This is a genomic window from Microbispora sp. GKU 823 (assembly GCF_002027145.1).
In the GTDB taxonomy this organism is placed as follows: Bacteria; Actinomycetota; Actinomycetes; order Streptosporangiales; family Streptosporangiaceae; genus Microbispora; species Microbispora siamensis.
The window spans coordinates 71675-97179 of the sequence record NZ_MWJN01000024.1 but is presented as its reverse complement, the minus strand read 5'-3'; the positions used below and the strand labels follow the sequence as shown (position 1 = coordinate 97179).

Below are 25505 nucleotides of genomic sequence, written 5' to 3'. Positions count from 1 at the left end.
TATCCGGCCGCCCCGGCCATGACCGCGTTGAACAGCGCCTCGTCGTCGGCGTAGGAGGTCAGCATCAGGCAGGCCAGCCCCGGCACCTTCGAGCGCACCTCACGGCAGACGTCCACTCCGCTGCCGTCGGGCAGGCGCACGTCGAGCACCGCCACATCCGGCTTCAGCGCGGGGATGCGGGCCACGGCCGACTCCGCCGTCCCCGCCTCGCCGACGACCTCGATGTCGTCTTCGGCGTCCAGCAACGCCGCCACACCACGCCGTACGACCTCGTGGTCGTCCACCAGAAACACCCGAATCATGACCTGGACGTTAGCCTGCCTTTGCCGGTCGTAACAGTGACGAAGGTCCCGTGTGTCAGTGGTCCGAGTGGCGGGACAGGCGGCGCAGGGCGCTCCTGATCCTGCCGCCGAACGGCGCGCGCCGCCGGGGCTGGGCGTCGCGGGCCACCCGCAGCTCCGCGAGGGCCGTGGCCGCGTCGGGCCGCTTGGCCGGTGTGGGGTCGCGCATCCGCCGTACGAGGTCCATGACCTCGGGGGCGACGCCGCCGGCATCCGGCTCGGCGTCCACGCCGGGCGCGGGCAGCTCGCCGGTGAGGAGCTGGAAGGCGATCACCCCGGCCGAGTACACGTCGGCGGCGGGGGTCATCCGGTCGGGGCGCGCCCGGCATTCGGGGGCGACGTAGTGGACGTCGAGGATGTTGGGCAGCTCGTTGGCCACGGTGTGCTTGCGCGGTCCGGGCTTGGCGTAGTCGAAGCCGGTCAGCAGCGCGTTGCCGTCGTCGGTGACGAGCACGCAGGCGGGGGTCAGCGCCCGGTGGATGACGTTGTTGGCGTGGACGTGGGCGAGGCCGTCCAGCATGTCCTCCATCACGCCGAGCTTGGCGTCGATGCCCAGCCTGCGCCCGGTCAGGTGCAGGTGCAGGGCCTGCCCGTGGACGTCGTCGAGCACGAGCACGAACCGGCTCTCGTCGTCGATGGCGAAGAAGTCCCGCGAGCGTACGACGCAGGGATGCGGCGGGATCTTGGCGAGCGACTGGTAGGCGTTGGCGATCCGGCGCTGCTCGGCCACCCGCCGCCGCTGCTCGGCCATCGGGTCGGCGCGGTAGACCCGCAGCAGCACGGTGCCGCTGGTCGGGGCGGTCGCGTTGACGGCGCGATACTCGGTGACCCGGCTGTCGCCGCCGAGCTGCTCCTCCACCTCCCAGTTGCCGAAGCGCGGCGGCGCGGTCGAGCGGCGTACGGTGCCGTTCAGCGCCTCGATGATCGCGGTGCGATAGGGCCCGGCGTCGCGGCTGCACCCGTGCCGCACCCGGGACACGTCGCTGAGCATGGGGATGAGCCCGGCGATCGTGGTGACGTGCCGGGCGTCGCGGCCGCTGGGGTCGACGAGGACGGCTCCGGGCGCGGTGAGCACCACCACGTTGTCGACGTACAACCGCTCCAGCTCGCGGTGCTCCTCGATCAGCAGGCCCTTCAGCGCCCGCGCGGTGCCGCGCAGCTTGGCCACCGGCGAGCCGAACGCCTCCCGGTGCTGGGGGAACCACCGGGTGCCCGACACCTCGAACCGGCCGCGGGCTCCCTTCACGTCGACCACGACAAGGGAGTGGCCGGTGAGCACGACCACGTCCACCTCGAACAGGTCGGCCCCGCGCGGAACCTCGATGTTGTGCAGCAGCAGCCAGTCGTCAGGGGCGTTGTCCCGCAGGTGCGCGATGACCCTTCGCTCGGCGTCATTGACGGGGCGTCCGCCACCGACGATCTGAGCCATCTCTGCTGCTCCGCCTCTCTGACCAGATTGAGAACTTAATCCTCCTAGGTAGCGGTATTCCCGCGCCACCACTGATTCCCCCGCATTGTCCCAGGAGAAATCTGGAACCCCATCTTCGGGCCCGCTCCAGCCGGGCGATCGCGGAGCGCATGATCACCCCTTTGTCGGGGATGGGCGCTATCGCGGTTTGTAGCGGCTGATGCCAGGAAACGGAGTATTTCATGCGAGTTGTCGTGGTTGGTGCGAGCGGAAACGTCGGCACGAGCGTGCTCGCCGCCCTCGAGTCCGAGCCGAGCGTGACCTCGATCGTCGGGGTGGCCAGGCGGATGCCGGGCTGGCAACCGGCGAAGACCGAATGGCGTACGGCAGACATCTTCAGGGACGACCTCGATCCGATCTTCGCCGGCGCCGACGCGGTCGTGCACCTGGCCTGGCTGTTCCAGCCCACGCACGACCCGGTCACCACCTGGAACTCCAATGTCCTCGGCGGCATGCGCGTCTTCGACGCCGTCGTCCGGGCCGGGGTCTCGGTCCTCGTCCACTCGTCGTCCGTGGGGGCGTACTCGCCGGGGCCCAAGGATCCGCCCGTCGACGAGTCGTGGCCCACCCACGGCTGGCCGAACGCCGCGTACGGGCGGGAGAAGGCCTACATCGAGCGCGTGCTCGACATCTTCGAGCGCGACCACCCGGACATCCGCGTGGTGCGGATGCGCCCGGGGTTCATCTTCAAGGAGGAGGCCGCGACCGAGCAGCGGCGGCTGTTCGCCGGGCCGTTCCTGCCGCAGCGGCTGGTGCGGCCGGAGCTGATCCCGTTCGTGCCGGACATGCCGCGGCTGCGGTTCCAGGCGCTCCACTCGCAGGACGCCGGAGAGGCGTTCCGGCTGGCGCTCACCCGCGACGTGCGGGGCGCGTTCAACATCGCCGCCGACCCCGTGATCGACCCGGCCGTGCTGGCGGACCTGCTCGGCGCGCGACGGGTGCCGGTCCCGGCCGCGGTGGTGCGTACGGCGGTGTCGGCCGGCTGGCACCTGCGGCTGATCCCCGCCTCGCCGGGCATGGTGGAGCTGGTCCTGCAGATCCCGATCATGGACACCACCCGTGCCCGCGAGGAACTGGGCTGGCGGCCCCGGCACAGCGCGGTGGACGCCCTGCGCGCGGTGATCGAGGGCATGCGGCGCGGGGCGGGCATGGAGACCCCGCCGCTCGCGCCCGACTCGGGCCGGGAGCGGATCAAGGAGGTCACGACGGGCGTGGGCATGCGGCCGTAGAGGGCACCGGCGAGGGAGGAACGATGGCGCTGCTCGACCCCGACTGCGTACGGCGGCTGCTGGAGTCGGCCGACCCGGACGTCGCGCTGGTCTTCGTCCGGGGCGAATGCCTCGTGCTGCCGCTCGACGAGATCGACGAGAGGCACCGCAGGCTCGTGGTGGTGCGCCGCGCGGACCTGCCCGAGGCCCAGGGCGACGAGCCGGTCACGGAGGAGCGGGTGGAGGCGCTCACGCGGTGCCTCGAGAACACCGTGCGCGACCTCGGCGCCTGAACCCGCCGCCCGCCGTTGATGCGTGACGAGGGTGTCACGTTCGGTAACATCGTCTCGGCATCCCCCATCCGTACGCGGTCCCGGACGTCGTGGAGACGTGGGCGCGGGCGGCCCGGATATGCCGCCCGATGCCGTCCTCTGAGACAAATGACGGCGTGTCGCGCGCTGACCCAAAATTCCGGAAAGCGCTGCGGACAAAACGGACAGACAACTTCGCTCTGAAGGACAAATCAGGATCAAAAGCTATCGCAAGCTGTGATCTGATCGTCACTCTTCGTACGGAACCCCGAATGCCGCTCGTATTCGTTGCGTGCACGGTGGGTCACCTGTGAACATCAGGGAAAGGTCCGGAATCCCTCCTACCGGGTCGGCGGCGCGACGGCGGCGGGGATTCGCCCATGGCGCGCTTCGCCCGGCCGGGAACGGATTCCTGATCGGGCCGACCGACGGATCCGAGACAGCGATCTCGGACAGCGCATATGGGGAGGGGGCCCCGATGACTGCTATCAGGCCCCGCGGGAGCGGGGGACGCCGTCACGAAGGGCGGATTCACGACCCGGAGTTCGGCTCGTGGATCGGCGAGGTGGCCAGAGCGGTCCGGGACGTGGTCGACAGCACACCCCGGACCATCCGCCTCTGCGCCCTGATCGCGGTTGCCGCCGCGTCATGGGCATTCCTCAGGTAACCGTCCGGGAGCCATGAGGAGGTGGTCGCGGACCCAGGTTAAGGCGGCCGGAGAGCCGTGACGGCCCGGTTTACGGGATCGGGACGATAACCAGGGCCAACCCGGGGCCAACCCCGGGGAACCCGGGCGCGCCTGGGTCCGCGACGGGCCGCCGCTTGGCGGCAGAGGTCAAGAGATAGGGGGAGGTGCCCGGTCAGACCGGGTGGGCGCTGCGCCCCAGCGAGGCGGCGCCGCTGCCGGCGGCGGGGCCCCCGTCGTCCACGGCGCCGTCGCCGACGTGCATGCACAGCCGGATCGTCGACTGGCCGGGGACCTGGTCGATGGTCACCGAGTCGCACAACTCGCCCATGAGCCACAGGCCGAAGCCGCGGTCGCCGCGGCCGCTGGGCCGCTCGCTCGGCACGGCGCCGGGCCGCAGTACGCCGACGTGGTCGGCGACGTCGACGGCGAGCACGCCGCCGTCGCAGGAGATCGCCAGCGTGCCGGCTCCTCCTCCGTGTTCGAGCACGTTGATGGCGGCCTCGTTGGCGGCGATGACGAGGTCGTCCAGCCGGGGGCCGGTGAGGCCCGCCTGCACGGCGTACCGCTGGATGTTCTCGCGGAGCGCCGCGAGATCATCCGTTATCGGCCACTGCCGGCGGTGATCCACCACCTGTCCTCCTCGCCACTGTCTGGGTCTGCCGCCCGATGTCTCCGAGGCTACCGTCTCGTTACCCGTTCCCTGCCTTCACCTGGGGGTCGACCGCGCGCCGACCGCGTCGAGGGCCCCCGCCAGGTCCGGTGCGACCGTGAAGGCGCTGATCAGTCCGGTGATCCTGAAGATCCTCGCCAGCCGGGCGTTCAGGGCCGCCAGCGTGACCGCGCCGTCGCGTTCCTGCATCAGCTTCCGTACGGACAGCAGGATCCGGATGCCGGTGGAGTCGCAGAAGTTCACGCCGCTCAGGTCGAGGACGAGCTCGCGGTGCTCCTCGCCGAGGGCCGCCTCGACGTCCCGGCGCAGCCGCTCGGCGTTCGTGTAGTCCAGGGCGCCGTCGAGCGCGACGACCAGCACGTGGTCGGCGACGGGGGCGGACACGGGAGTCAGTACGACGGTGGCGGTCACGGAGCACACCTCGGCGGACGCTGCGGGGACGGTCGGGCGGTGGGGGGAACAGGGGACAGGGCCTGGCCGAGGGCCAGGTTCGCCAGTCTAGAGCAGCGACGCCCCCCGACCGGAGCGTACGGCCTGGGAAAAGCCCCCGGATGCGATGGTCAAGCTGGACGGTCAAGAAACGCCATATGGGGTTTTTCGCCCGATGGTCGGGGGGAATGGGGGACTGACCGACTGGACCCCTCCTGAAAAGACCGCATATGCCAGACGTGACAAGGGAGGTCCAGTTCGACACCGTGCACGGACCCTCCCTCGTCGCGCAGGCAACCGTGAGTCCGGCGACGCTCACGCTCGGAGTCGAGGAGGAGTTCCTGCTCGCCGACCCGCGAACCGGACGGGTCGTCCCGGCGGCGCGGGAGATCCGCGAGCGGGCGGCCGGACCGGGGGCGGACCGGCTGGTGTTCGAACTGACGCAGTTCCAACTGGAGAGCAACAGCGCCGTGCACACCAGCCTGCGCGATCTGCACGGCGACCTGCTGGAGATGCGCCGCGCCGCCGCCGACGCCGCCGCGAGCGCCGGGCTCGCGCTCATCGCGTGCGGCACCGCGCTGGACGGCAACCCGGGAGTGCCGCCCCTGTCGTCGTGCCCTCGCTACCAGGCCATGCTCCGCGAGTTCGGGGCGGTCATGGACGGTCAGGGCGTCTGCGGCTGCCACATCCACGTCGGCATCGCGGACCGTGAGGAGGCGGTGCGGGTCAGCAACCACCTGCGGCCCTGGCTCCCGGTCCTGCAGGCTCTCGCGGCGAACTCGCCGATCGCGGACGGCCGGGACACCGGCTACGCGAGCTGGCGGGCGCTGATGATGGGCAGGTGGCCGAGCGCGGAGCCGCCGCCGTTCTTCCGCTCCGCCGAGCACTACGAGAGCCTCGTCGCCGGCATGCTGGCCGGGGGGACGATCCTCGACCGGAAGATGATCTACTGGCTGGTCCGCCCGTCCGACCACGTGCCGACGCTGGAGATCCGCGCGGCGGACGTGTGCCCGACGGCCGGGGAGACCGTGCTGCTGGCCGGACTGGTGCGGGGGCTGGCCGAGACGGCACTGCGCGACGTGCGGGCCGGCGTGCCCGCCCCCGACGTGGAGGACACCCTGTTGCGGGCGGCCTACTGGCGGGCCGCCCGCGACGGCGTGGACGGCGAGGCGCTCGACCTGCTGAGCGGGAGCGGCGCGCGGACTCCCGCGTGGCGCCTGGTGGACCGCCTGCTCGACCACGTGCGGCCGGTGCTGGAGGAGAACGGCGACTGGGAGCCGCTGACCCTCCAGCTCGACCGCGTACGGCACAGCGGATCGGGGGCGGCGCGTCAGCGGGCGGCGTACGCGCGGCGCGGCCGGCTGGGTGACGTGGCCGAGCTGCTCATGGCGCAGACGGCCGTCTCCTGCTGGGCCTGACCGTGCTGGTCCTGATTTGGGCCTTCCCGTCACGCTCCCGTCACTCCGCGACCACGCGCAGCGTCTTCAGGCTGGGGTCGCTGACGTCCGGGATGTTCATGCCGCCTTCGAGCCCGGTGGTCAGGTAGCTCAGCACCGGCTCGGTGATGCGCTCGCCCGGGCACAGGGCGGGCGCGCCCGGCGGGTACGGCGTGACCATCTCGGCCACGATCCGGCCGACCGCCTGGCCGGTGGGCACGATCTCGACCCGCCCGAAGAACGCGTCCCTGGGCAGCATCGCGACGTCCAGCTCCAGCTCTCCCGGCTCGGGCACGTCGATCGTGGCCGCGGGCGGCAGGTCGCGGGCCGACGACAGGGCGCGCAGCGCGTCGAGCAGCCTGCCGACCGTCTCCTCGCTGTCGGCGACGGTGATCTCGGCGCTGACCCGGCGGTGGTCGCTCAGCGAGAGGTTGACGTGGCAGCGCTCGCGTATCCAGTCGGCCGCGTGGTAGCCGTCGACGCCGAGCCCCGACACGTCGATGACGATCTTCAGCGGGTCCATGTCGAAGGCGCGGGTGTTCTCCTTGCTCAGCACCCACAGGCCGTGCATCTTGCCGATCTCCGTGCGGACCGACTCCGCGAGCTCCAGGGCACGGTCGAGCAGGTCCTTGCCGTGCTCCACCATCTGCCTGCGCCAGCCGTCGAGCGCCGCGTAGATCAGGGTCGAGGGGCTGGTCGTGCCGAGCAGGTCCTCGCGGGCCTTGAGCACCGCCGGGTCCACCCGGTTGCCCTGCAGATGGAACACCGAGCTCTGCTCCAGCCCGTTGCCCATCTTGTGGACGCTCGTCACGCACAGGTCGGCCCCGGCGTTCATGCCCCACGTGGGCAGGTCCTCGTGGAACGGCAGGTGGGCGCCCCAGGCCTCGTCCACGATGAACGTCTGGTCATACCTGCGGCACACCTCGTTGATGCCCTCCAGGTTGCCGCAGGTGCCGTAGTCCACCGGGCTGGCGACGATGACGCCCTTGGCGTCGGGGGCCGCCTTGAACGCCTCCTCCACCGCCTCGGGCGTGGGCGGATACGACATGTGCAGATCGCCGTCCCAGTCCCCGTGCACCCAGACGGGCTCGACCCCGCTCAGGATCAGTGCCGAGATGACCGACTTGTGGGCGTTGCGTGCGACCAGCAGTTTCTCCCCTGGCCCGGCCACGGAGAGCATCGCGCTCTTGACCGACAGGGAGCTGCCACAGGTGGAGAAGAACGCCTGCTCGGCGTTGACCGCCTCCGCCATGAGCTGCTGCGCCTCTTCGAGGACGCCTTTGCTCTGCAACCGGTCGTCCAGGCCGTTCATGATCATCACGTCGTCCCTGAAAAGGTCCTCGCCCAGGACCTCCAGAACCCGCGGATCCACCCCCCGCCCCTGCTTGTGGCCAGGAGGCGTGAAGCTGATGTCTCCCCGTCGGCGATAGGCGGTGAGCGCCTCCAGCACGGGCGCGCGGGACTGATCCATGTCCGTGTTCCTCCCCAGAACGACGTGGGGCCGTTCCCCTCGTCCGCGCGTACCCGGACCTGACATGCACAAACGACCGCGGCGGGCCGTCAGAGGCCCCCGCCCTCGAGGAGAGGGCGGGGGCCGGAGGTCAAACGGTCAGACCACGAACACTCAGACCATGGACACGTGCTGTGAGGCTGTCACCACCATAGCGGCGACTGCCTCGACGGGCGTGCCGTCGATGACGAACGTGTCGCGCAGCCGGGTCGCCTCGAGGACGATCTTCAAGATGCCGTGAACTCCGGTGAGCCGCATCGAACCGGCGGCCTTCTCGATGTCGTCCCGGGCGTCCAGCAGCGCTTCCAGGCCGCAGGAGTCGCAGAACCGCAGACCGGACGCATCCACCACGATCTTGACGCGACCCTGGCGGACAAGATTCCTGATCGCCCTCCGGAGCGTGTCCCCGCTGGCGATGTCGAGTTCACCTCGCAGCGCGACCACGACGGCCGGCTGATGATCGCTCACAGTAATCTCGAGCTGCTGCGTTGTCATATACGCGCCTTCATCCATATTTTTCGGGCGTACTGTCTTGAACGACGCTACCCGGCGGAGTGTCAGGTCCCGGTAATGCGCGACGGTCGATGGTATGCGAGTCCGTCTGGCAATCCCACCTGTACGCCAGAATGTGGCAAATAGGTAAAGAAGGCGGGCTTTGTAGCGATCTTTGGTGATGTGTCCCGAACCTCCCGGGATCATCGGAAACCCCTGTCCCGTAGGGGCCGGCGGCCCGCGGGTGATCGCCGGAGGAGGGTGCCCGGACGCGGTGACCGGTGCGGCCCGCCCGGTCTCGCCGAGGTGGAGACTGGAACTCTTCCAACATACCAGCTAGCCAGATAAACGAGGCATATCCCGCCTTTCTCGAAAAATGCTTACTCTCCCCATTCCTTCTTGATGAACGCATTACCGACCATGCCGTGTCCATGGCGCAAACCTGACCGGTCCATCCGGAAGGTCACAGGAACGCCAGGGATCGGCGCTTGACCCGTCCGCGGCCGGGTAGAGGGCCGGTTCTCGGAAGTACGTCGAACGGGAGGATCGGCATGGCGGACGAGATCACCGCGGGCAGGGACGCGGCGCGGGCACTGGCGGACAGGACGCCCGGCTGGATGGTCTGGTACGGCGAGCGCACCGGAAGCTTCTGGGCCGTCCCCCGGGCCGGGGCCGCGATCGTGCCGCGCATGCTGGAGGCGCCGACGGTGGACGACCTGGAGAACGAGATCCACCAGGCGGAGGGCCGCCCGCGCGGGAACAGGCGCCGGAGAAGCCGCAGCCCGGACAGCCGGAGAGTGCGCAGCAGACCACCGAGATCCCCCGCCACCGCCGCCCGGCCGCCGAGGCCGAGGCGCCCCGGATCCCCGTACGACATCTATAGGGGCACGACCACGTAGCCCCCGGGACCGAGCTTGCCGTCGACCGGCCTGCCGGTGATCAGGTCGGTGCCGTGGAGCGGCACGGGCTGCTCGTCCTCCGTGTGGTTGACGGCGAAGACCCGGTCCCGCTGCCGTACGACCTCGACGCCGGGGATGCCGCTCCCGGCCAGGCCGGCGCGGGCGAGGACGCGGGCGTAGCCGGGGTCGTCGAGCCGCGTCGAGACGTACCACGCCGTGCCGCCGCCGTGGCGGTGGCGCGTGACGGCGGGCCCGCCGCCGGGGTAGCGGGCGACCACCTCGGCCCCGTCCAGGTGGACGACCTCGCTCCACACCGTCGCGCGGCCGAATTCCGGCAACTCGATCGGGTCGGCGAGCGGACGGAACTCCTCCACGCTGATGCCGAGGATCTCGCGCAAGGCGCCCGGGTAGCCGCCCAGCCTGATCCGGGTGTGCTCGTCGGCGATCCCGCTGAAGAACGACACGACGAGCGTGCCGCCGCCCTCCACGTACGCCGCGAGGTTCCGGGCGGCCTCGTCGGAGATCGAATAGAGGCTCGGCACGAGGACGGCCCGGTACGCCGGCAGATCGTGCGACGGATGGGCGAAGCAGGCGGCGACGCCCTGCCGCCACAACACCCGGTGGGCCTGCTCGACGGCCGCGAGGTAGTCGATCTCCGTGGACGGCAGGCCGGGCCCCTGGACGGCCCACCACGCCTCCTCGTCCCACAGGATCGCGACCTCCGCCTCGACGACGGGCGGCTCGTCGGGTGGCGCCGGGATCCGCTCCAGCGCCTCGCCCAGGGCGCAGACCTCACGGAAGACGCGGGAGTCCGGGCCGGTGTGCGGGAGCATGCCCGGATGCCACTGCTCGGCGCCGCCGCGGGAGGCCCGCCACTGGAAGAACATCGCGCCCTTCGAGCCCCTGGCGACGTGTTGCAGGCTGTGCCTGGCGATCTCGCCGGGCTCCTTGGGCGACGCGCGTGGGCCCAGAACATAGCCCGTGGCCTGCTCCATCAGCAGCCAGGGCCGCCCGCCCGCCCACGACCGGGCCAGGTCGGCGGCGAAGGCGGTCTGCTCGGCCGCCGCCATGCCCCGCCCCGAGGGATAGTCGTCGACGGCGACCAGGTCCACCTCGCGCGACCACTTCCAGTGGTCGACACTGGCCCAGCCGGCCAGCACGTAGTTGGTGGTGACGGGCACCCCGGGGGTCAGTTCGCGCAGCAGGTCGCGCTGCTCGGTGAAGTGGGCGAGCATCTCGTCCGAGACGAACCGGCGGAAGTCGAGCGCCTGCGCCGGATTGGGAAGGTACTGCGTCGCCCGGGGCGGGGTGATCTGCGCCCAGTCCGAGTAGTGCTGGCCCCAGAACGCGGTCGTCCAGGCCTCGTTGAGCGCGTCGAGGCCGCCGTACCGCTCCCGCAGCCAGGCCCGGAACGCCGCGGCGGCGTGGTCGCAGTGGCAGGGCGTGCCGTACTCGTTGTGCACGTGCCAGATGGCCAGGGCGGGATGGTCGCGGTAGCGCTCGCCGAGGGCGCGGGTGATCCGCAGCGACGCCTCACGGTACGCCGGGGCGCTCACGCAGTAGGTGTCGCGGCTGCCGTGCGTGAGCCGTACGCCGTCCCGGGTGACGGTCAGGGCGTCGGGGTGCGCCAGGGAGAACCATGGCGGGGGAGAGGCGGTCGGGACGGCCAGGTCCACCCGGATCCCGCCGTCGGCGAGCAGGTCGAGCACCCGGTCGAGCCAGCCGAAGGTGTAGCGGCCCTCGGACGGCTCCAGCCGCGACCAGGAGAAGACGCCGACGGTGACGAGGTTGACTCCGGCCCGGCGCATGAGCGCGACGTCCTCGGCCCAGACCTCCTCGGGCCACTGCTCCGGGTTGTAGTCCCCGCCGTACCAGAGCCGCATGCACGTGCCTTCCTTTTGGCGACGCCCCGCCGGTGGGAGGTGCGGCGGGGCGTCGGTCTGGGGAAAGGGCCTCAGCCCTTGATGGCGCCGATGATGACGCCCTTGGTGAAGTGACGTTGCACGAACGGATAGATGACCAGGGCGGGCAGCACGGCGATGGCGACGATGGCCATCTTGATCGCCAGGGTCGGCGGCGCGACGTGGCCGAAGCCGTTCACGCCCACGGTGGCGGTCGGCAGCGGGTTGGAGTCCACGACGTACGACCGCAGGATCAGCGCGAGCGGCCACTTGCGGGTGTCGTCGATGAACAGCATGGCGTTGAACCAGGCGTTCCAGTAGCCGACCGCGTAGAACAGGCCGATGACCGCCGTGACCGCCTTCGACAGCGGGAGCACGATCCGCCACAGGATGCGGAACTCCCCGGCGCCGTCGATGCGGGCGCTGTCGAGCAGCTCGCGCGGGATGTTCATGAAGAACGCGCGCAGCACGACGACGTTGAACGCCGACACGGCCGACGGCAGGATCAGCGACCAGTACGTGTCCTTCAGCCCGAGCGAGGCCACCATCAGGTAGGTCGGGATCAGGCCGGGGAAGAACACGAACATCAGCAGCACGCAGAACAGGATCGGCCGGTGGAACAGCGTCCCCGGCCGCGACAGCGCGTACGCCCCGAGGACGCTCACGCCGAGGCTGACCGCGGTGCCTACGACGGTGACGCCGGTGCTGACCAGCACGGCGCGGCTGACCACGCTGTCGGAGAAGATCTGGCGGTACGCGTCGAACGTGATGCCGTCAGGCACCAGCACCAGGCCACCGACCCGGTTCACCGTCTCGGCCGACGACAGGCTGGTGAGCACGATCGTGTAGAGCGGCAGCAGCACGGCGAGCACGATGAGCGCGAGCACGCCGCCCTTGCCGATCCGGCCCGCGACCGAGCCCGGCTCCTCCCAGGGCGCGAGCCCGGACACCTTCGTCTTGCTCATGATCGCGAATACACCCCCCGCTCGCCCAGGGCGTGCGCCACCCGGTTGGCCGCCAGGATGAGCGCGAGCCCGACCAGGCCCTTGAACAGGCCGGCCGCCGCGCCGTACCCGAAGTCGCCGGTGCGCAGGCCGGACCAGTAGACGAAGGTGTCGAAGACCTCCGACACCTTGCTGCCGACCGCGCTGCGCTGCAACATGAACTGCTCGAAACCGACGTTGAGCGCGTCGCCGAGCCGCAGGATCAGCAGCAGCACGATGACCGGCCGCAGCCCGGGCAGCGTGATGTGCCACATCCGGCGCCACCGGCGGGCCCCGTCGACGGCGGCGGCCTCGTACAGGTTGGGGTCGATCGTGCTGAGCGCGGCGAGGAACACGATCGTGCCCCAGCCGGCGTCCTTCCAGACCGTTTCGGCGGTGACCAGCAGGATGAACGTGTCGGAGTTCGTCATCCAGTCGATGCCCGAGTGCCCGTGGTCGCGCAGGATCTGCGCGATGAGGCCGGCGCCGCCGAACATCTGCTGGAAGATCGCGACCACCAGCACCCACGAGAAGAAGTGGGGCAGATAGACGACGCCCTGGATGAAGGCCCGCAGCCGCCCGGAGACCACGCTGTTGAGCAGCAGCGCGAGCGCGATCGGCACCGGGAAGTAGAAGACGAGCTGGAACGCGGTGATGCCCAGCGTGTTCACCACCGCCCGGATGAACTGCGGGTCGCCGAACAGCTCGGCGAAGTTGGTGAAACCGATGATCGGGCTGCCCAGGATGCCGCCGGTGAACGGGTTGTAGTCCTGGAAGGCGATGACGTTTCCCAGCGCCGGGATCCACCAGAAGGCGGTGACCAGCACCAGCATCGGCGCGGCCATGACCAGCAGTGGCCAGTCCCGGCGCAGCCGCGCGGCGAAGGTGTCCCGCCGCGGGCCGACGGCCGGTCCGGCCTGGGTCGCCCCGGGCCGGACCTCCGTCACGCTCCTCGTGTCCGCGTCGGCGCTCACAGCCGCCCGTTCTCCCTGGCGACCTTCATGTAGAACTCGCGGGCCTCGTTGCCGCCCTGCTCCTGCCAGTCCTTGACGATCGTGGCCCACTCCGAGATCGGCCGCTTGCCGCGGAAGATCTCGTTCATCTTGTCCTCGGTCGGCTTGACCAGAGCGGCCATCTTGGACGGCACCTCGACCCGGATGCCGACGAACGGGTCGTTCTCCAGGTATTGCGAGGCCGTCTTCTCCCAGCCGTGGTACGCCTCGACGTAGCCGGGATACTGGTTCTCGGTGATCGCGCCGGGCCGTCCGGACAGGAACATGTAGGTCGGGGCGACCTCCTTGCGGCCGAGCGCGGTCTGCTGGACCTGCCCGTCCTTGACCGTGAAGTGCTTGCCCTCGACGCCGTTGTTCACCAGGTCGTACTCCTGCGTGCCGTACGGCGCGGAGCACCAGTTGGCGATGCCGAGCAGCTCGCGGGTGCGGGCGTCGCCGAGACCCTTCTTGATGAAGCAGAACATGCCGGCCGGCTCGTTGCGCCAGACGATGACCTTGCCGCCAGGGTGGGCCGGGTACGGATCCACGGCCCGCACGTTGATCTTCGGGTTGCCGGGCAGGTAGCGGCCGAGGATTTCGTGGATCGCGCCGAGCCCGTCCTTGTACATGACCATCTGCCCGCTGCCGAAGGGCTCCTTGTGGTCGGCGAACTGGTTGGCCACGACGTCCGGGTGGACGTATCCCGCGTCGAACAGCTTCGTCAGGAGCTCGATGGACTGCTGCCACTCCGGCGTCTCGTACTTGTAGATCAGCGTGCCGTCGGGCTGCTTGCGCCACTCGCGCGGGGCGCCGAACGCCCGCTGGACCTCCTGGTCCATGCCGCCGAAGGCCCAGCGCTTCTTCTTCGGGTCGGTCAGCTCCTTGCCGAGCGTGAGCAGGTCGTCGGCGCTCTTGGGACGGGACAGGCCGAGCTCGTCGAGGATGTCCTGGCGGACGATCGTGGCGAACGGATAGGGCGCGTTCTGCCACGGGATGCCCTGGAGCACGCCGCCGAACACGCCGTACTCCCAGGCGGCGGTGTCGTAGTTGGCCAGCAGCGGGAACTCCCTGGCCTTGTCGCCCGCGAGATAGGGGGACAGGTCGGCGAAGAGCTTGTTGGCAGCCTCCGTGAAGTGGGCGATGGTGATCAGGTTCCAGCCCGGAATCTGGATCATGTCGGGCACGTCGCCACTGGCGAGGATCGTGTTCAGCTTGTCCACGTAGGTGTTGCCGTCGGAGATGTTGAACCGGACGACCCCGCCGAGTCGCTCGTTGACGGCGTCGTAGTAGGAGTTCTCGCCGAGGCCGGGAGGGACGGTGCCCCACAGCGGGGTCATCACCTTCACCTCCGTGCCGCTGGTGATCGGCTTGGCGGTGACGGCCTGGACGATCGTGCCCGGCCTGGTCAGGAAGCCGGGTTCGACGAATTCGCTGCCCGGCAGGTCGGGCGACAGGCCGGCCACCTGGAACGGCACGCGGGTGGGTACGAGGCCCTTGAGCTTGTCGGCGGCGACGGCGGTGCCCTTGGACACTTCCTTCTTGGCCGCGCAGCCGGTGAGGCCTGCGGCGGCGAGCGCGCCCGCGCCGACGATCCCGAGGAATCCGCGGCGGCTGGTCAGGGGGCCGCCGGGGGGTTGGCTCATTGCTGCGATCCTTCCGGGAAATCGATTTAGTTCGTCAATTAGCCAAACAAATTAACTCGTGAGCGCGACGGCGACAAGATTCCATGAAACATTCACGCGGTCACGAGATCGCTCGGGCCAGGATGCGGCGTACACGATGGGCATGTCGCCTGTGCGGCGTCACGCGGGCAGCCGCCGTACCGGGGACACTTGCCGCAGGTGGACGAGCACGTCGAACGCCTCGGGCAGGGAGGCGATGGCAAGGTGCTCGGCGGCGTCACGGGAGGGGTCGTAGACGCCGCTGATGACGCGGACCTTGGCGGGTCCGTCCCATCGGCGGCGCGGCTCGCCGGCACGCAAGTCCAGCCAGTGGACGGGCCGGTCCGCCGCGCCGAGCCGGGAGTCCAGCCAGTCCGGGGCCGGCTCCGGGACGGTGGCGACGCCGAGATCGCCGTGGTGGAAGCCGATCGCCACGGACACGTACCCCTCGCCGTAGTGACGGCGTAGCACCCCGCCGACCGTGGGCTGGGGGCCGCGCTGGGGCGCCAGGCCCAGGGTCGTCGGCGACGCCGAGGTGTGCGCGATTCCGTCCCAGTAGGCCACGCGGTGACTGGTCCTGCGCTGGTGGTCGGTGATCGTCTCGGCCCACGTCTGGGCGTCGCCCGCGTAGTCGTCCCGTCCGGCGACGCTGCGTTCGTGGAAGTCCACGATGAGGCGCATCCGGGGCAGGACGGCGTCGCCGGGCAGGTGCCCGACGATCGCGAGCGCATCGCGGGCGTGCTCGGCGAACGGACGGCCCGGGTGCAGGCCACGCGCGCGCTGCACGTGTTCGTCGATCTCGTGCGCGGTACGGATCGGCTCCAGGTGCGAGGCGAGCTCGGCCAGCCGGTGCGGGGCCGCGCGGCGGACGTGTTCGAGCACGGCGTCGTAGTCGGCGGGCCGTGCCTGCGCGGGCTTGACCCCGAGGATCCGGATGGGGTCGTCCGGGTGGTCCTGGTTGAATGCGCGGATCCAGTCGAGCGCCGCGGCCATCTCGGCGGTGCGCCAGGGACGCCAGGCACTCTCCAGAGCGGATGCGGCCGTGCCCGCGCCGCCGGTGACGTATGCGTCGAGCATCGCGCCGACTGAGGCGTCATCCTGCAGAGCCAGTGCCCGGAAGCCATGCCTGCGGACCAACCGGCGGAAGAGCTCGTCGCGTACGCCGAAGGTCTCGTGGGCGAACCTCGTGGACTCCCCGAGCCCGGCGACCGTCGCGCCGGTGGCGATCGCGTCCGCCAGCTCGTCGAGCGCGGTTTCAGACAGAGGGCTGGGTGCGGCGGTCATGTCAGGGCTCCTTCGCGGACCGGCTGGAGCGCCCGCGACCAGACGACGACGTCGTCCAGCAGGGCAGTGAGGGTCTTGTGCTGGTGCGGGCCGGGAGTGAGGTCGCCCGCCTCGGTGGGGGCGGAAAAGGTGAAGTCGTGATGCAGGGACAGCGCCACCTGCGTGCGCACGGTGGCGACCTTCAGCTCGGCCAGGATCAGCCGGAGGTGTTCGGCGGCCCTCGTCGCGCCGTGCAAGCCGTAGCCGACGATGCCGGCCGCCTTGTTGTTCCACTCCGCGTAAATGAAGTCCAGGGCGTTCTTCAGCGCGCCGGGGATCGAGTGGTTGTACTCGGGCGTGACGAACACGAACCCGTCGTAGCGGGCGATCGCCTCGGCCCAGCGGGTGGTGTGCGCGTTTTCGTACAGACCGGATGCCGCCGGGTGTGTCTCATCCAGCAGGGGCAGCGCGAAGTCGGCCAGATCGACGATCTCGAAGTCGGCCGGCGGACTCTCCTGAGCGGCCACCGAGGCGACCCACTCGGCGACGGCACGGCCGCGGCGGCGTGGGCGCGTGCTGCCGACGACTATTCCGATCTTGGTCATTGACGTCTCCTCCATCAGAGGGTTGTGTTACACCGATCGGCGTAGAAATTACATCGATCGGTGTATCGAATGCAAGCACCGGTGTAATCGAGTAGCCTCAGCGAGCGTGACGGAGAGAAGGAAGTCGGCCGGCCTGCCCGACAAGCGCCGGGCGATCGTGGCCGGGGCGCTGACGCTGTTCGCCCGTGACGGCTACACGCGTGCCGGCCTGGACGCGATCGCCGCCGAGGCGGGCGTATCCAACCGCACCATCTACAACCACTTCTCCGACAAGGCCGAGCTGTTCCAGACGGTGATGCAGGAGAGCACGCAGCGCGTCGCCGACACCATGGTCGATATCATCGACCGCCACCTGAGCAAGGTCGCCGACCTCGAAGCGGACCTGGTCGACTTCGGGCTGGCCTGGCTCGCGGTGCTGACCTCCGACCTGGCTCCGCACTTCGCGCTCATCCGCCAGATCAACGCCGAGATGGAGCACATCCCGCCGGCCGCGCTCGCGCTCTGGCGGAAGACCGGCCCCGGCCGAACCCGGCGTGAACTCGCCGAACGGCTACGCCGCATCGCCGAGCGCGGCGACCTCGTGATCGATGACCCCGTACGCGCCGCAGGGCACCTGATGCTGCTCATCTCTGCCGACAATCTGACCGACCGAGCCGCCCTGCACGACGAGGACGCGCTCAGAGCGATGGTCACCGCGGGGGTGCGGGCCTTTCTCTACGGCTACAAGCGCTGAGCCTGTCATGTGATCGTGTCCGGCGGAATAGGACCGGTCCAAAATTGACAGAGGCCCGCAAACGCGATTGACATTGTCCGTAATGCGATGAATCGGCGGCGATAGCGCGGAATTCAACTACCCGCCAGTACAATTTCCTCGCCCTGCAGTGCCCGTGACCAGCGCATATGCCGCAAATGGCGGTATCTGATGCCCAATATTTGATATTGCGGACGAATTTCCGAATGGGAGTGACATAATGCGTGGGAGCGCTCCCGCGCTTCCGGCTGCATTCTCCGCAGCGCCATCCGGCACGCCTGCCCGAAGGGCACGTTGGAAGGAAGGTGCCGCGTCTTCATGACGGCATTCGGCAAAAGTCCTCCGTCTCGGCCGCGTCTCGACGGAAATGTTCCGGCGGACGTCGTCCGCGCCGGCTCCCGCCCCTGGGCGCCCCACCTGTGGTGGATGGCCCTGGCCGTCGGGGCGCTCGGCTTCGTCTTCGTGTGGCTGGCCACGCCGCACGCCAGGGAGATCGGCTCGCCCTGGGAACTGGTGGCCAAGCTCGTCGCGTTCGCCTGCCTGTGCGTGGCGATCGCGGTCTTCCCCTGGGTGTCGCCGCGGCTGAACTGGCTGCTCTACGTCCCGTTCGTCTTCTTCACCGGCTATCTCATCCCGCGGATCAGCTGGTTCTACTACGGCGACGGCGCGCGGGCCCAGGGCGACAGCTTCTACACGCACCTCTATCTGCTGCTCTATCCGGGCATCGTGCTCACGGTCGCGGCCGCCTACCGCATCGGCGGGGGCACCCCGGGCCGCTGCCTGAAGATCATGGTGAGCGGGGTCCTCATCGTGTTCTCGGGCTTCCTCGACCTCATGTGGTTCGTCGTCAACCCGGTCGGCATCCCCGAGGTCATCGACGCGCCGCACATCAACCTGTTCACCGGGGGGCCGATCTCCTTCGGCGCGACGATCGTGTTCGCGCTCGTACACGTCCCGATCATCGTCGGGGTCAACCTGCTTCCCCTCGACCGCTGGATCGGCCGCCTGCTGGGCGCGGGTCACCCATGAGCGTCGCCGTGAAAATGCCCGTGAACATCTCCGTGGCCGCGCCCGCGTACAACGAGGCGGACACCATCGCGGCGGTGGTGGGCGAATGGCAGGACTACCTGGAGAACACCCCGGCCGTGGGCGACTGGGAGATCGTCGTCTGCGACGACGGGAGCGGTGACGCGACCGGCGAGATCCTGGCCGGCCTGCGGGCCCGGTGCCCGCGGCTCGTCGTCGTCACGTTCGAACGCAACCGCGGCGCGGGCGCGGCCATCGCCGCCGCGATCGCCCACACCCGGCTCGACTGGGTGGTGCTGCTCGACTCCGACGGCCAGTTCCCGATCGCCAACCTCGACCGCGTCCTGCCGCGCGTCCAGGCCGGGGAGGCCCTGGCGTTCTCCGGCGCCCGGATCAGGAAGGCCGACGGCGTGGCGTACCGGTGGGGGTCGGCGGCCAGCGGCGCGGTCAGCAACCTGCTCCACCGCACGCGCTACCGCGACTTCAACTCGATCTTCAAGGTGGTGCACGGCCCGCTCTTCCGGTCGCTGCCGCTGGAGTCTGCCGGGATGAACTGCTCGACCGAGATCACCGCGCGGGTCGCCGAGATGGGCCACGAGTGGGTGGAGGTCCCGATCGAGCACCGGGAGCGCGGGGGCGGCAGCCGTGGCTGGCGATACTGGCGCGGCGCCCGCGACCGGGCCCTGTTCGTCGCCTATCTCGGCTACCGCCACTGGCTGCTGCGCCGGGGCGTCCTGCGCCGGCCGGCCGCTCGTGAGGAGATCTCTCGCGAGGGGGTCCGATGAACGTCGCGGTGACGATGTTCAGCGGCGGGCGCGGGGCGGCCGGCATCGCGAGGGGCATGCTGGGCACCCCGGGCGTCACCCTGTCGCTGGTCGTCAACGGCTACGACAACGGCCTGTCCACCGGCGCGCTGCGGCGCTATCTGCCCGGGATGCTCGGGCCGTCGGACTTCCGCAAGAACCTTCTGCTCCACCTCGACCCCGCCGATCCGGCGCGGGCCGCGCTGGCGACCGTGCTCGAACACCGCCTGCCGGGCGGGACGACGCCCGCCGGGCTCGCCGCCGTCATCGAGTCGATCGCCACGCGGCGCGGCCCGTTCGCCGCGCTGCCGGAGGCGGCCCGCGAGGCCGTCACGGCGGACCTGCGCGTGTTCGCCCGGCGGCTCGCCGCGTACCCGCACGGGCTCGACCTCGCCGACTGCGCGCTCGGCAACCTCGTGTTCGCCGGGGCCTACCTGCGGCTCGGCCGGGACTTCAACGCCGCCGTCGACGCCTGCGCCCGCACGTTCGGCTCGCCCGTACGGCTGCTCAACGTGACCAACGGGGAGAACGCCTTCCTGACCGCGCTCAGGCGGGACGGCAGCCTGCTGGCCGACGAGGCCGACATCGTCGCGCCGCAGGGCCCCGGAGCGATCACCGACCTGTTCCTGCTGCGCGAGCCGCTCGGCGCGCGGCGGGCCGAACTGGAGGCGCTGCCGCCCGCGTGGACCAGGGAGGTCCTCGGCCGCGAGCGCGCCGAGGTGACGCCGAACCCGCGGGCGCTTGAGGCGATCCGCGATGCCGACCTCGTCGTCTACGGCCCCGGCACCCCGCACTCCTCGCTCCTGCCCAGCTATCTCACGCCCGGCGTGGCGGACGCGATCGCGCGGAGCCGGGCGGCGGCCAAGGTGTTCGTCGTCAACATCCGGGGCGACCACGACATCCGGGGGCTGAGCGCGCCCGACTTGGTGGACCGCACGCTGGCCTACCTCGGCGACCCCCGCAACGGGCGGCGGCTGGTGACCCACGTGCTGAGTCATCGCACGTCCGCGCCGGACGCCCCGGCGGTGCCGTACGGCGTGCTCGACCGGGGAGAGTGGGCGGGGGCCCGCTGGGTCACCGCCGACCTGCGACATCCGGGCAGCCCGGGCCTGCACCATCCGGAGCGTACGGCCGAGGCCCTGCTCGCGATCAGGAACGAGGCGGCCTTGGCGCGGGCCCGATGACGGCGCTCCTGGCGGAGGCGTGTGCCCGCCGCGTCTGGCTCTTCGACCTCGACGGCACGCTCGTGGACTCCTGCCCGGCCCACGAGGCGGCCTTCCGGCAGGCCCTCGCCGAGGTCGCGCCCGATCGGCTCGCGTCCTTCCGGTACGCCGACCACGCGGGCGCGAGCACCCGCGAGGTGGCGCTGCGCCTGCTGGGCGACACCGATGAGGCGGACCGGCTGGCCCGGCTGAAGCAGCGGCTGTATCGCGAGCGGGCCGGCGCGGTGGCCGTGTTCCCCGGCGCGCGGCGGCTGCTCGGCCGCCTGGTCGCCGGGGGCCGCGACGCCTACCTCGTCACCAGCGGCAGCCGGGCGTCGGTCGCACGGGTGCTGGCGGCCTGCTCCCTGGGCGCGTACTTCCGGGGCGTGCTCACCAGCGACGACGTCCCGGCGAGCAAACCCGACCCGGCCTTCTACGCGTACGCCTGCGAGCACTGGGGGCTCGACCCCGGCGCGGCGGTGGTGCTTGAGGACTCCGCGCACGGGGTGGCGTCGGCGGTCGGCGCGGGCTTGGCGACCCTGCACGTCCACGTGGCCGAGCCCGCTCCCGGGGCGGTCGCCGTACGCGACCTGGAACAGATCGTGTCTCTCCTGTTCGCGGAGGTGGGCGGTGCCTGCTGAACGGTTGTGCGCGGTGATCCCGGCGGCCGGGCGGGGAACCCGCCTGGGCCTGGGCATCCCCAAGATCATGGTGGAGATCGCCGACGGCGTCACCGTGTGGCACGTGCTCCACCAGCGGCTGCGGCCGTACGTCGAGCACGTCCACGTCGTGATGTCCCCGGAGGGTGAGGGGCCGTTCCGCGCGCTGGCGGCGGAACAGATCGCGGGCGGCGAGGTCTCGGTGAGCGTGCAGGACGAGCCCACCGGCATGGGCGGCGCGATCTTCGGCGCCGCGCCGCACTGGGAGGCCTACGGCACGATCCTCGTGGTCTGGGGCGACCAGGCGGGCCTGTCCCCGGTGACGGTCGATCGCGTCGTCCGGGCGCACGGGAAGGGGCTCACGCTCCCGCTGGTGCCGATGCCCGACCCGTACGTCGAGTACGAACTGGACGGCGACGGGACGCTGGTGCGGGTGCGCCAGTCGCGGGAGGGCGACGAGTGCCGCCCCGGCGGGCTCAGCGACGTGGGCGTCTTCTGCCTGAGCACAGAAGGGCTCCGCGAGGAGTGGACGCGCTACCTGGACGAGGCGGCTCTGGGCGCCCGCACCGGAGAGGTGAACTTCCTGCCGTTCCTGCCCTGTCTGTCGCGCGAGCGGAACTGGCCGGTGACGGTGGTGCCGGTGACCGACCCCGACGAGGCGCGCGGCGTCAACACGGCCGACGACCTCGAGTACGCCCGGCGGGCACACCTGCGGTGGGCGCGCTGACGGATCGGGCGGCCGGGCTCCTGGCCGCCCACCGCTGGGCCGCCGGGCCCACACTGGTGAGCACGGTGGCCAGCGGCACGGCCGCCGCGACCACGCTCGTCATCGCCAGGGGCACCGGCGCCGCCGCGTTCGGCCACTTCACCGTCGTCCTGTCGATCGCGCTGATCGTCACCGTCGGCATGCTGACGAGCCTCAACTACGTCATGTTCCAGGAGTTGCCGCGGGCCGAGCCGGGGGCGCGGCCCGCCCTGGTGACGACGGCGCTGCTGGCCACGCTCGTGCTGGGCGGGGCGGGGTTCGCCGCGGGCCTTACGGCCGCTCCGCTGCTGACCGCCGCGCTCGGCGTGGACACCCGCACGCTCGCCTTCGCGCTCGCGCTGGCGCTGGCGATGACGCTCAACCAGCTCACCGAGAGCTTCCTGCGCGGGCTGAAGAGGTTCCGCCTCGTCGCCCGGCTGAAGCTCGCCGTGGCCGTCGTCTACATGGGCGCCGCCGCGTGCTGCCTGCTGGTCTTCGGCGTGCGCGACGCGGAGCCCTACCTGGTCGCGCTGATCGGCACCAACCTGGCCTTCGCCCTGCTCTCCTTCGCCGGGTTCGAGGTCGCGCCCCGGTCCTGGTCGTGGGCGCTGGCCCGCTCGCTGTACCGGCACGGCGCGTACGTCACCGCCATCGCCGCGCTCACGGCGGTGGTGTTCGGGGTGGACGTCATCTTCCTCAACCACTGGGCGCCCCGGGCCGACGTCGGCGTCTACTCCGTGTACAACGGCTTCCCCAAACGGCTGCTCGGCGTGGTGTTCACCGACGGCGTCGGCCTGGTGCTGCTGCCCACGCTGGCGACGTCGGACAAGCCCGCCGTGATGCGGCGGATCGCCCGGCTCGCCCCGGTGGTGTTCGCGGCGACCGCCGTGTTCGCGTTCGCGGCGAGCACGGTGTTCTTCCTGCTCATGGGGGGCGAGTATCCGTACTCGCTCGGCCTGATGGCGCTGTCGGCGCTCGGGATCGGCGTGCACACGGTCTTCAACCTCCAGCAGGTCGCCCTGACCATGGACGGGGTGCGGGGGGCGAAGGTGCTCATCGGCTGCCTGCTGGCCGGTACGCCGCTCGCGCTCGCCTGCCAGGCGGCGCTCATCGCCTGGCAGGGGCTCGCCGGCGGGCTGGTGGCCTTCGCCCTGAGCAACCTCGTCCTCGTGGCCGTCGTGACGGCCGTCTCCGCCCGGCTCTACCGGCCCGCATTGGAGGTGCGCGGGTGAGGATCGCCCACGTCATCAACCAGTTCCCGCCCAACATCACGGCGGGGCTCGGCCGGTATGCCGAGCTGATCGCGCCGCATCTGGCACGCGACCACGAGATGGCGGTCCTCACCCTGAACGACGGCCGCCTGCCCGTGTGGGAGCGTTCGAAGAACGTGACCGTCTACCGGCCGCGCGGACGCGTCCTCGGCGCCGTCGCCCGCCGCAGGCGGCTCAACCGCACGCGCGGCGTGGAGTTCCTCCTGCTCGCGCTGACCGTCGTGGTGAGCAACTGGCGTTACTTCCTGCTCCTGCGGCGGCTGCGCCCCGGCCGGCGGCCCGACCTCGTCGCCGTGCACGACTCGACGAACTTCCTGTGCGGCCTGCTGTGCCACTACGTGCTGCGGCTCCCGGTGGTGTTCCACGTCCACACCACCGAGTACGGCGTCGCCCCGCAGCGCAGCATCGCCGACCCGCTCAACCTGTTCGCCGCGCTGGAGCGGTGGCTGGCGCGGATCTCCCGGCGGGTCGTGGTCGCCACTCCGGAGGTGCGCGAGCAACTGCTTGAGGCGGGCTGGGACCGCTCGCCGATCGACGTCGTCCGCCTCGGCGGCACGTACGAGCGGGTGGTCGCCGACCCCGCGTTCGACCGCGAGAAGCTGCGCCTCGGCGCGGCGGACCTGCGCGCCCGGCTCGGCATCGCCGAGGAGGACCCGGTGCTGCTGTTCGTCGGCCGCCTCGAACGCCAGAAGGGGATCTACCCGCTGCTCGACGCCATGCGCGACATCGCGCCCGCCGTGCCGGGGCTGCGTCTGGTCCTCGTGGGGGAGGGCGACGAGGCGGGCGTCGCGCGGATCGTCAGCGAGACGGGGCTCGACGGCCGGGTGCTGACCTCCGGCGGTTTCGTGGACGGGCAGGCGCTGCTGGAGTACTACGCGATGGCCGACGCCTGCGTCTTCCCCTCGCTCTTCGAGCCGTTCGGGCTGGTGGCGACCGAGGCGATGGCCCTGGCCCGGCCGGTCGTCCTGGGTGACGGCTTCTCCCGGATCTTCCTCGGCGACCCCGCGCGGCCCGCCGTACGGTTCGTGCGGGCGGCCGATCCCCGCGACATCGCCGACGGGGTGATCGAGGTCATGACCGATCCAGGGCTGCGCCGCGCCCTGGCCGAGCGGGGCGAGCGGCTGGTGCGGGAGACGCTGAGCTGGAGCCGCGCCGCCGAGGAGACGCTGGCCGTCTACGCGGGGGTGCTCTCGGGGGCGACGCGATGATCTCGCTGGTCGTGCCGTGCTACAACGCGGCCAGGACGCTGCGGCTGTGCCTGGAGTCGGTGCTGGCGCAGACCCGCGTGCCCGGCGAGATCGTCGTGGTGGACGACGCGAGCACCGACGGCTCGGCGCAGATCGCCGAGGAGCTGGGCTGCCGGGTCGTGCGGCTGCCGGAGAACCGGGGCGTGTCCGCGGCCAGGAACGCCGGGATCGACGCCACCACGGGCGATGTGATCTTCTTCCTCGACTCCGACGTGGCGCTGCGGTCCGACGCGGTCGCGAACGCGATGGAGATCCTGGAGCACGATCCCGAGGTCGGCTGCGTCCACGGGGTCTACGACACCGTGCCGCTCATCGACGACGGGCCGGTCGAGTGGTATCGCATCCTCCACGCGGTGCACTGGCGCCGCCGCCACCTGGGGGAGGTCAACAGCGTGGTGTTCGCCCTCGCCGCCGTCCGCCGCGACGTGCTGCTCGCCGTGGGCAGGCTCGACGAGCGGCTGCGCGACTGCGAGGACGTCGAATACAGCAGCAGGCTCGCCGTACGCAGCCGGATCGTGCTGACCGACACGGTCGTGGGCCGTCACGACGACGGCAGCCGCCTGCTGCCGATCCTGAGCGAGCAGTGGCGGCGGGCCCTGCCGCTGATCCCGCTCGCGCTGACCACCACCCGGCGCGGCGCGGCCAAGCCGGAGCACGCCAACAGCCCGGCGGGCATCCTGTCCTGCGGGCTCGCCCTGGCCGGGCTGGGGCTGGTGCTGCTGAGCCTGCGTTCGGGCTGTTCCATCCCCTTCTGCTCGCCGTTCCCGCCGTGTTCCTGGCGGGGTTCGTCCTCGCCGATCCCGAGCTGGTCGGGTTCGTCCGCCGGCAGCGGGGGCCGGTCTTCGCCGCCTACTTCATGGCCGTCCACCTGGTCGTCCACGTGGTGCTCGTCACTGGTCTGGCGGCCGGCTCGCTGCGCCTGCTGACCGGCGCGCGGGACAGCC

Annotated in this window: 25 protein-coding genes; 12 read left to right on the top strand and 13 right to left on the bottom strand. The window is 71.0% G+C overall.

Annotated features, from left to right (window positions below; translation table 11 throughout):
- Nucleotides 1–302, bottom strand: a 302-nt coding sequence (locus tag B1L11_RS15570; protein ID WP_143737295.1) for a response regulator transcription factor, incomplete at its 3' end; no start/stop codon positions are given.
- Nucleotides 303–357: 55 nt separating this feature from the next.
- Nucleotides 358–1770 carry an NERD domain-containing protein kinase family protein gene (locus B1L11_RS15565; RefSeq protein WP_079315141.1) on the bottom strand — a complete coding sequence of 471 codons (1413 nt, stop codon included), beginning with the start codon at nt 1768–1770 and terminating at the stop codon, nt 358–360.
- Nucleotides 1771–1991: 221 nt separating this feature from the next.
- Between B1L11_RS15565 and B1L11_RS15560 the strand changes: the two genes are divergently transcribed.
- Together B1L11_RS15560 and B1L11_RS15555 are read left to right on the top strand one after the other, a co-directional pair.
- Nucleotides 1992–3038: an NAD-dependent epimerase/dehydratase family protein gene (locus B1L11_RS15560; RefSeq protein ID WP_079315140.1), complete on the top strand. Its 1047-nt coding sequence runs from the start codon at nt 1992–1994 to the stop codon at nt 3036–3038.
- Between the two features lie 23 nt (nt 3039–3061).
- Nucleotides 3062–3310 (top strand): hypothetical protein, encoded by a 249-nt coding sequence (locus B1L11_RS15555; RefSeq protein WP_079315139.1) that lies wholly within the window; start codon nt 3062–3064, stop codon nt 3308–3310.
- A gap of 878 nt (nt 3311–4188) precedes the next feature.
- Here B1L11_RS15555 and B1L11_RS15545 read toward each other — a convergent pair.
- Both B1L11_RS15545 and B1L11_RS15540 read right to left on the bottom strand, forming a co-directional pair.
- A complete protein-coding gene (locus B1L11_RS15545; protein WP_079315137.1) occupies nt 4189–4647 on the bottom strand; it encodes an ATP-binding protein in 459 nt (152 codons plus the stop codon).
- A 75-nt stretch (nt 4648–4722) separates the two neighbouring features.
- On the bottom strand, nt 4723–5097 hold the full coding sequence (locus B1L11_RS15540) for an STAS domain-containing protein (protein ID WP_079315136.1): 375 nt from the start codon (nt 5095–5097) through the stop codon (nt 4723–4725).
- 257 nt (nt 5098–5354) lie between these two features.
- Here B1L11_RS15540 and B1L11_RS15535 point away from each other — a divergent pair, with 257 nt between their 5' ends.
- Nucleotides 5355–6533, top strand: coding sequence for a glutamate--cysteine ligase (locus B1L11_RS15535; protein ID WP_256862572.1), 1179 nt, complete (start codon nt 5355–5357; stop codon nt 6531–6533).
- 40 nt (nt 6534–6573) lie between these two features.
- Here the strand turns inward: B1L11_RS15535 and B1L11_RS54000 are convergent, their stop codons facing one another.
- From B1L11_RS54000 to B1L11_RS15490, 9 genes are all read right to left on the bottom strand, one after another.
- Nucleotides 6574–8022 (bottom strand): aminotransferase class I/II-fold pyridoxal phosphate-dependent enzyme, encoded by a 1449-nt coding sequence (locus B1L11_RS54000; RefSeq protein WP_079315134.1) that lies wholly within the window; start codon nt 8020–8022, stop codon nt 6574–6576.
- 153 nt (nt 8023–8175) lie between these two features.
- Nucleotides 8176–8574, bottom strand: a complete 399-nt coding sequence (locus B1L11_RS15525; protein ID WP_204051784.1) for an STAS domain-containing protein — start codon at nt 8572–8574, stop codon at nt 8176–8178.
- A gap of 442 nt (nt 8575–9016) precedes the next feature.
- Nucleotides 9017–9430, bottom strand: coding sequence for a hypothetical protein (locus tag B1L11_RS15520; RefSeq protein ID WP_079315132.1), 414 nt, complete (start codon nt 9428–9430; stop codon nt 9017–9019).
- Nucleotides 9431–11335 carry a beta-galactosidase gene (locus tag B1L11_RS15515; protein ID WP_079315131.1) on the bottom strand — a complete coding sequence of 635 codons (1905 nt, stop codon included), beginning with the start codon at nt 11333–11335 and terminating at the stop codon, nt 9431–9433.
- 71 nt (nt 11336–11406) lie between these two features.
- Nucleotides 11407–12318, bottom strand: a complete 912-nt coding sequence (locus B1L11_RS15510; RefSeq protein WP_079315130.1) for a carbohydrate ABC transporter permease — start codon at nt 12316–12318, stop codon at nt 11407–11409.
- Entirely contained in the window at nt 12315–13310 is a 996-nt protein-coding gene (locus B1L11_RS15505) for an ABC transporter permease (protein WP_372974678.1), read from the bottom strand. The genes B1L11_RS15510 and B1L11_RS15505 overlap by 4 nt, the downstream gene beginning before the upstream one ends.
- Nucleotides 13307–14971 (bottom strand): extracellular solute-binding protein, encoded by a 1665-nt coding sequence (locus B1L11_RS15500; RefSeq protein WP_079315129.1) that lies wholly within the window; start codon nt 14969–14971, stop codon nt 13307–13309. The genes B1L11_RS15505 and B1L11_RS15500 overlap by 4 nt, the downstream gene beginning before the upstream one ends.
- 159 nt (nt 14972–15130) lie before the next feature.
- The gene (locus B1L11_RS15495; RefSeq protein ID WP_079315128.1) at nt 15131–16273 is read right to left on the bottom strand and encodes an erythromycin esterase family protein; all 1143 of its coding nucleotides are present in this window, start codon (nt 16271–16273) and stop codon (nt 15131–15133) included.
- Nucleotides 16270–16857: an NADPH-dependent FMN reductase gene (locus tag B1L11_RS15490; protein ID WP_079315127.1), complete on the bottom strand. Its 588-nt coding sequence runs from the start codon at nt 16855–16857 to the stop codon at nt 16270–16272. The genes B1L11_RS15495 and B1L11_RS15490 overlap by 4 nt, the downstream gene beginning before the upstream one ends.
- 106 nt (nt 16858–16963) lie before the next feature.
- Here B1L11_RS15490 and B1L11_RS15485 point away from each other — a divergent pair, with 106 nt between their 5' ends.
- The 9 genes from B1L11_RS15485 to B1L11_RS15445 all read left to right on the top strand — a co-directional run bounded on the left by B1L11_RS15485 (nt 16964) and on the right by B1L11_RS15445 (nt 25487).
- Complete coding sequence (locus B1L11_RS15485; protein WP_218671147.1) at nt 16964–17590, top strand: TetR/AcrR family transcriptional regulator; 627 nt, start codon at nt 16964–16966, stop codon at nt 17588–17590.
- Between the two features lie 444 nt (nt 17591–18034).
- Nucleotides 18035–18637, top strand: coding sequence for a hypothetical protein (locus B1L11_RS15480; RefSeq protein WP_079315126.1), 603 nt, complete (start codon nt 18035–18037; stop codon nt 18635–18637).
- Nucleotides 18638–18651: 14 nt separating this feature from the next.
- Nucleotides 18652–19419: a glycosyltransferase family 2 protein gene (locus B1L11_RS15475; protein WP_079315125.1), complete on the top strand. Its 768-nt coding sequence runs from the start codon at nt 18652–18654 to the stop codon at nt 19417–19419.
- Entirely contained in the window at nt 19416–20621 is a 1206-nt protein-coding gene (locus B1L11_RS15470) for a 2-phospho-L-lactate transferase CofD family protein (protein WP_079315124.1), read from the top strand. Before B1L11_RS15475 ends, B1L11_RS15470 begins: the two co-directional genes overlap by 4 nt.
- Nucleotides 20618–21280: an HAD family phosphatase gene (locus B1L11_RS15465; protein ID WP_079315123.1), complete on the top strand. Its 663-nt coding sequence runs from the start codon at nt 20618–20620 to the stop codon at nt 21278–21280. The genes B1L11_RS15470 and B1L11_RS15465 overlap by 4 nt, the downstream gene beginning before the upstream one ends.
- Nucleotides 21270–22025: an NTP transferase domain-containing protein gene (locus B1L11_RS15460; protein WP_256862571.1), complete on the top strand. Its 756-nt coding sequence runs from the start codon at nt 21270–21272 to the stop codon at nt 22023–22025. The genes B1L11_RS15465 and B1L11_RS15460 overlap by 11 nt, the downstream gene beginning before the upstream one ends.
- Entirely contained in the window at nt 22013–23275 is a 1263-nt protein-coding gene (locus tag B1L11_RS15455) for a lipopolysaccharide biosynthesis protein (RefSeq protein ID WP_079315121.1), read from the top strand. The genes B1L11_RS15460 and B1L11_RS15455 overlap by 13 nt, the downstream gene beginning before the upstream one ends.
- Entirely contained in the window at nt 23272–24522 is a 1251-nt protein-coding gene (locus B1L11_RS15450) for a glycosyltransferase family 4 protein (RefSeq protein WP_079315120.1), read from the top strand. Before B1L11_RS15455 ends, B1L11_RS15450 begins: the two co-directional genes overlap by 4 nt.
- Complete coding sequence (locus tag B1L11_RS15445; RefSeq protein ID WP_218671146.1) at nt 24519–25487, top strand: glycosyltransferase family 2 protein; 969 nt, start codon at nt 24519–24521, stop codon at nt 25485–25487. Before B1L11_RS15450 ends, B1L11_RS15445 begins: the two co-directional genes overlap by 4 nt.
- Nucleotides 25488–25505 lie beyond the last annotated feature (18 nt).

Coding starts and splice junctions, on each gene's coding strand:
- B1L11_RS15515 (WP_079315131.1), bottom strand. CDS start 11,335: ATGCGGCTCTGGTACGGCGGGGACTACAACCCGGAGCAGTGGCCCGAG.
- B1L11_RS15470 (WP_079315124.1), top strand. CDS start 19,416: ATGAACGTCGCGGTGACGATGTTCAGCGGCGGGCGCGGGGCGGCCGGC.
- B1L11_RS15520 (WP_079315132.1), bottom strand. CDS start 9,430: ATGTCGTACGGGGATCCGGGGCGCCTCGGCCTCGGCGGCCGGGCGGCG.
- B1L11_RS15525 (WP_204051784.1), bottom strand. CDS start 8,574: ATGGATGAAGGCGCGTATATGACAACGCAGCAGCTCGAGATTACTGTG.
- B1L11_RS15480 (WP_079315126.1), top strand. CDS start 18,035: ATGGCCCTGGCCGTCGGGGCGCTCGGCTTCGTCTTCGTGTGGCTGGCC.
- B1L11_RS15565 (WP_079315141.1), bottom strand. CDS start 1,770: ATGGCTCAGATCGTCGGTGGCGGACGCCCCGTCAATGACGCCGAGCGA.
- B1L11_RS15490 (WP_079315127.1), bottom strand. CDS start 16,857: ATGACCAAGATCGGAATAGTCGTCGGCAGCACGCGCCCACGCCGCCGC.
- B1L11_RS15500 (WP_079315129.1), bottom strand. CDS start 14,971: ATGAGCCAACCCCCCGGCGGCCCCCTGACCAGCCGCCGCGGATTCCTC.
- B1L11_RS15560 (WP_079315140.1), top strand. CDS start 1,992: ATGCGAGTTGTCGTGGTTGGTGCGAGCGGAAACGTCGGCACGAGCGTG.
- B1L11_RS15445 (WP_218671146.1), top strand. CDS start 24,519: ATGATCTCGCTGGTCGTGCCGTGCTACAACGCGGCCAGGACGCTGCGG.
- B1L11_RS15510 (WP_079315130.1), bottom strand. CDS start 12,318: ATGAGCAAGACGAAGGTGTCCGGGCTCGCGCCCTGGGAGGAGCCGGGC.
- B1L11_RS15465 (WP_079315123.1), top strand. CDS start 20,618: ATGACGGCGCTCCTGGCGGAGGCGTGTGCCCGCCGCGTCTGGCTCTTC.
- B1L11_RS15555 (WP_079315139.1), top strand. CDS start 3,062: ATGGCGCTGCTCGACCCCGACTGCGTACGGCGGCTGCTGGAGTCGGCC.
- B1L11_RS15475 (WP_079315125.1), top strand. CDS start 18,652: ATGCCCGTGAACATCTCCGTGGCCGCGCCCGCGTACAACGAGGCGGAC.
- B1L11_RS15495 (WP_079315128.1), bottom strand. CDS start 16,273: ATGACCGCCGCACCCAGCCCTCTGTCTGAAACCGCGCTCGACGAGCTG.
- B1L11_RS54000 (WP_079315134.1), bottom strand. CDS start 8,022: ATGGATCAGTCCCGCGCGCCCGTGCTGGAGGCGCTCACCGCCTATCGC.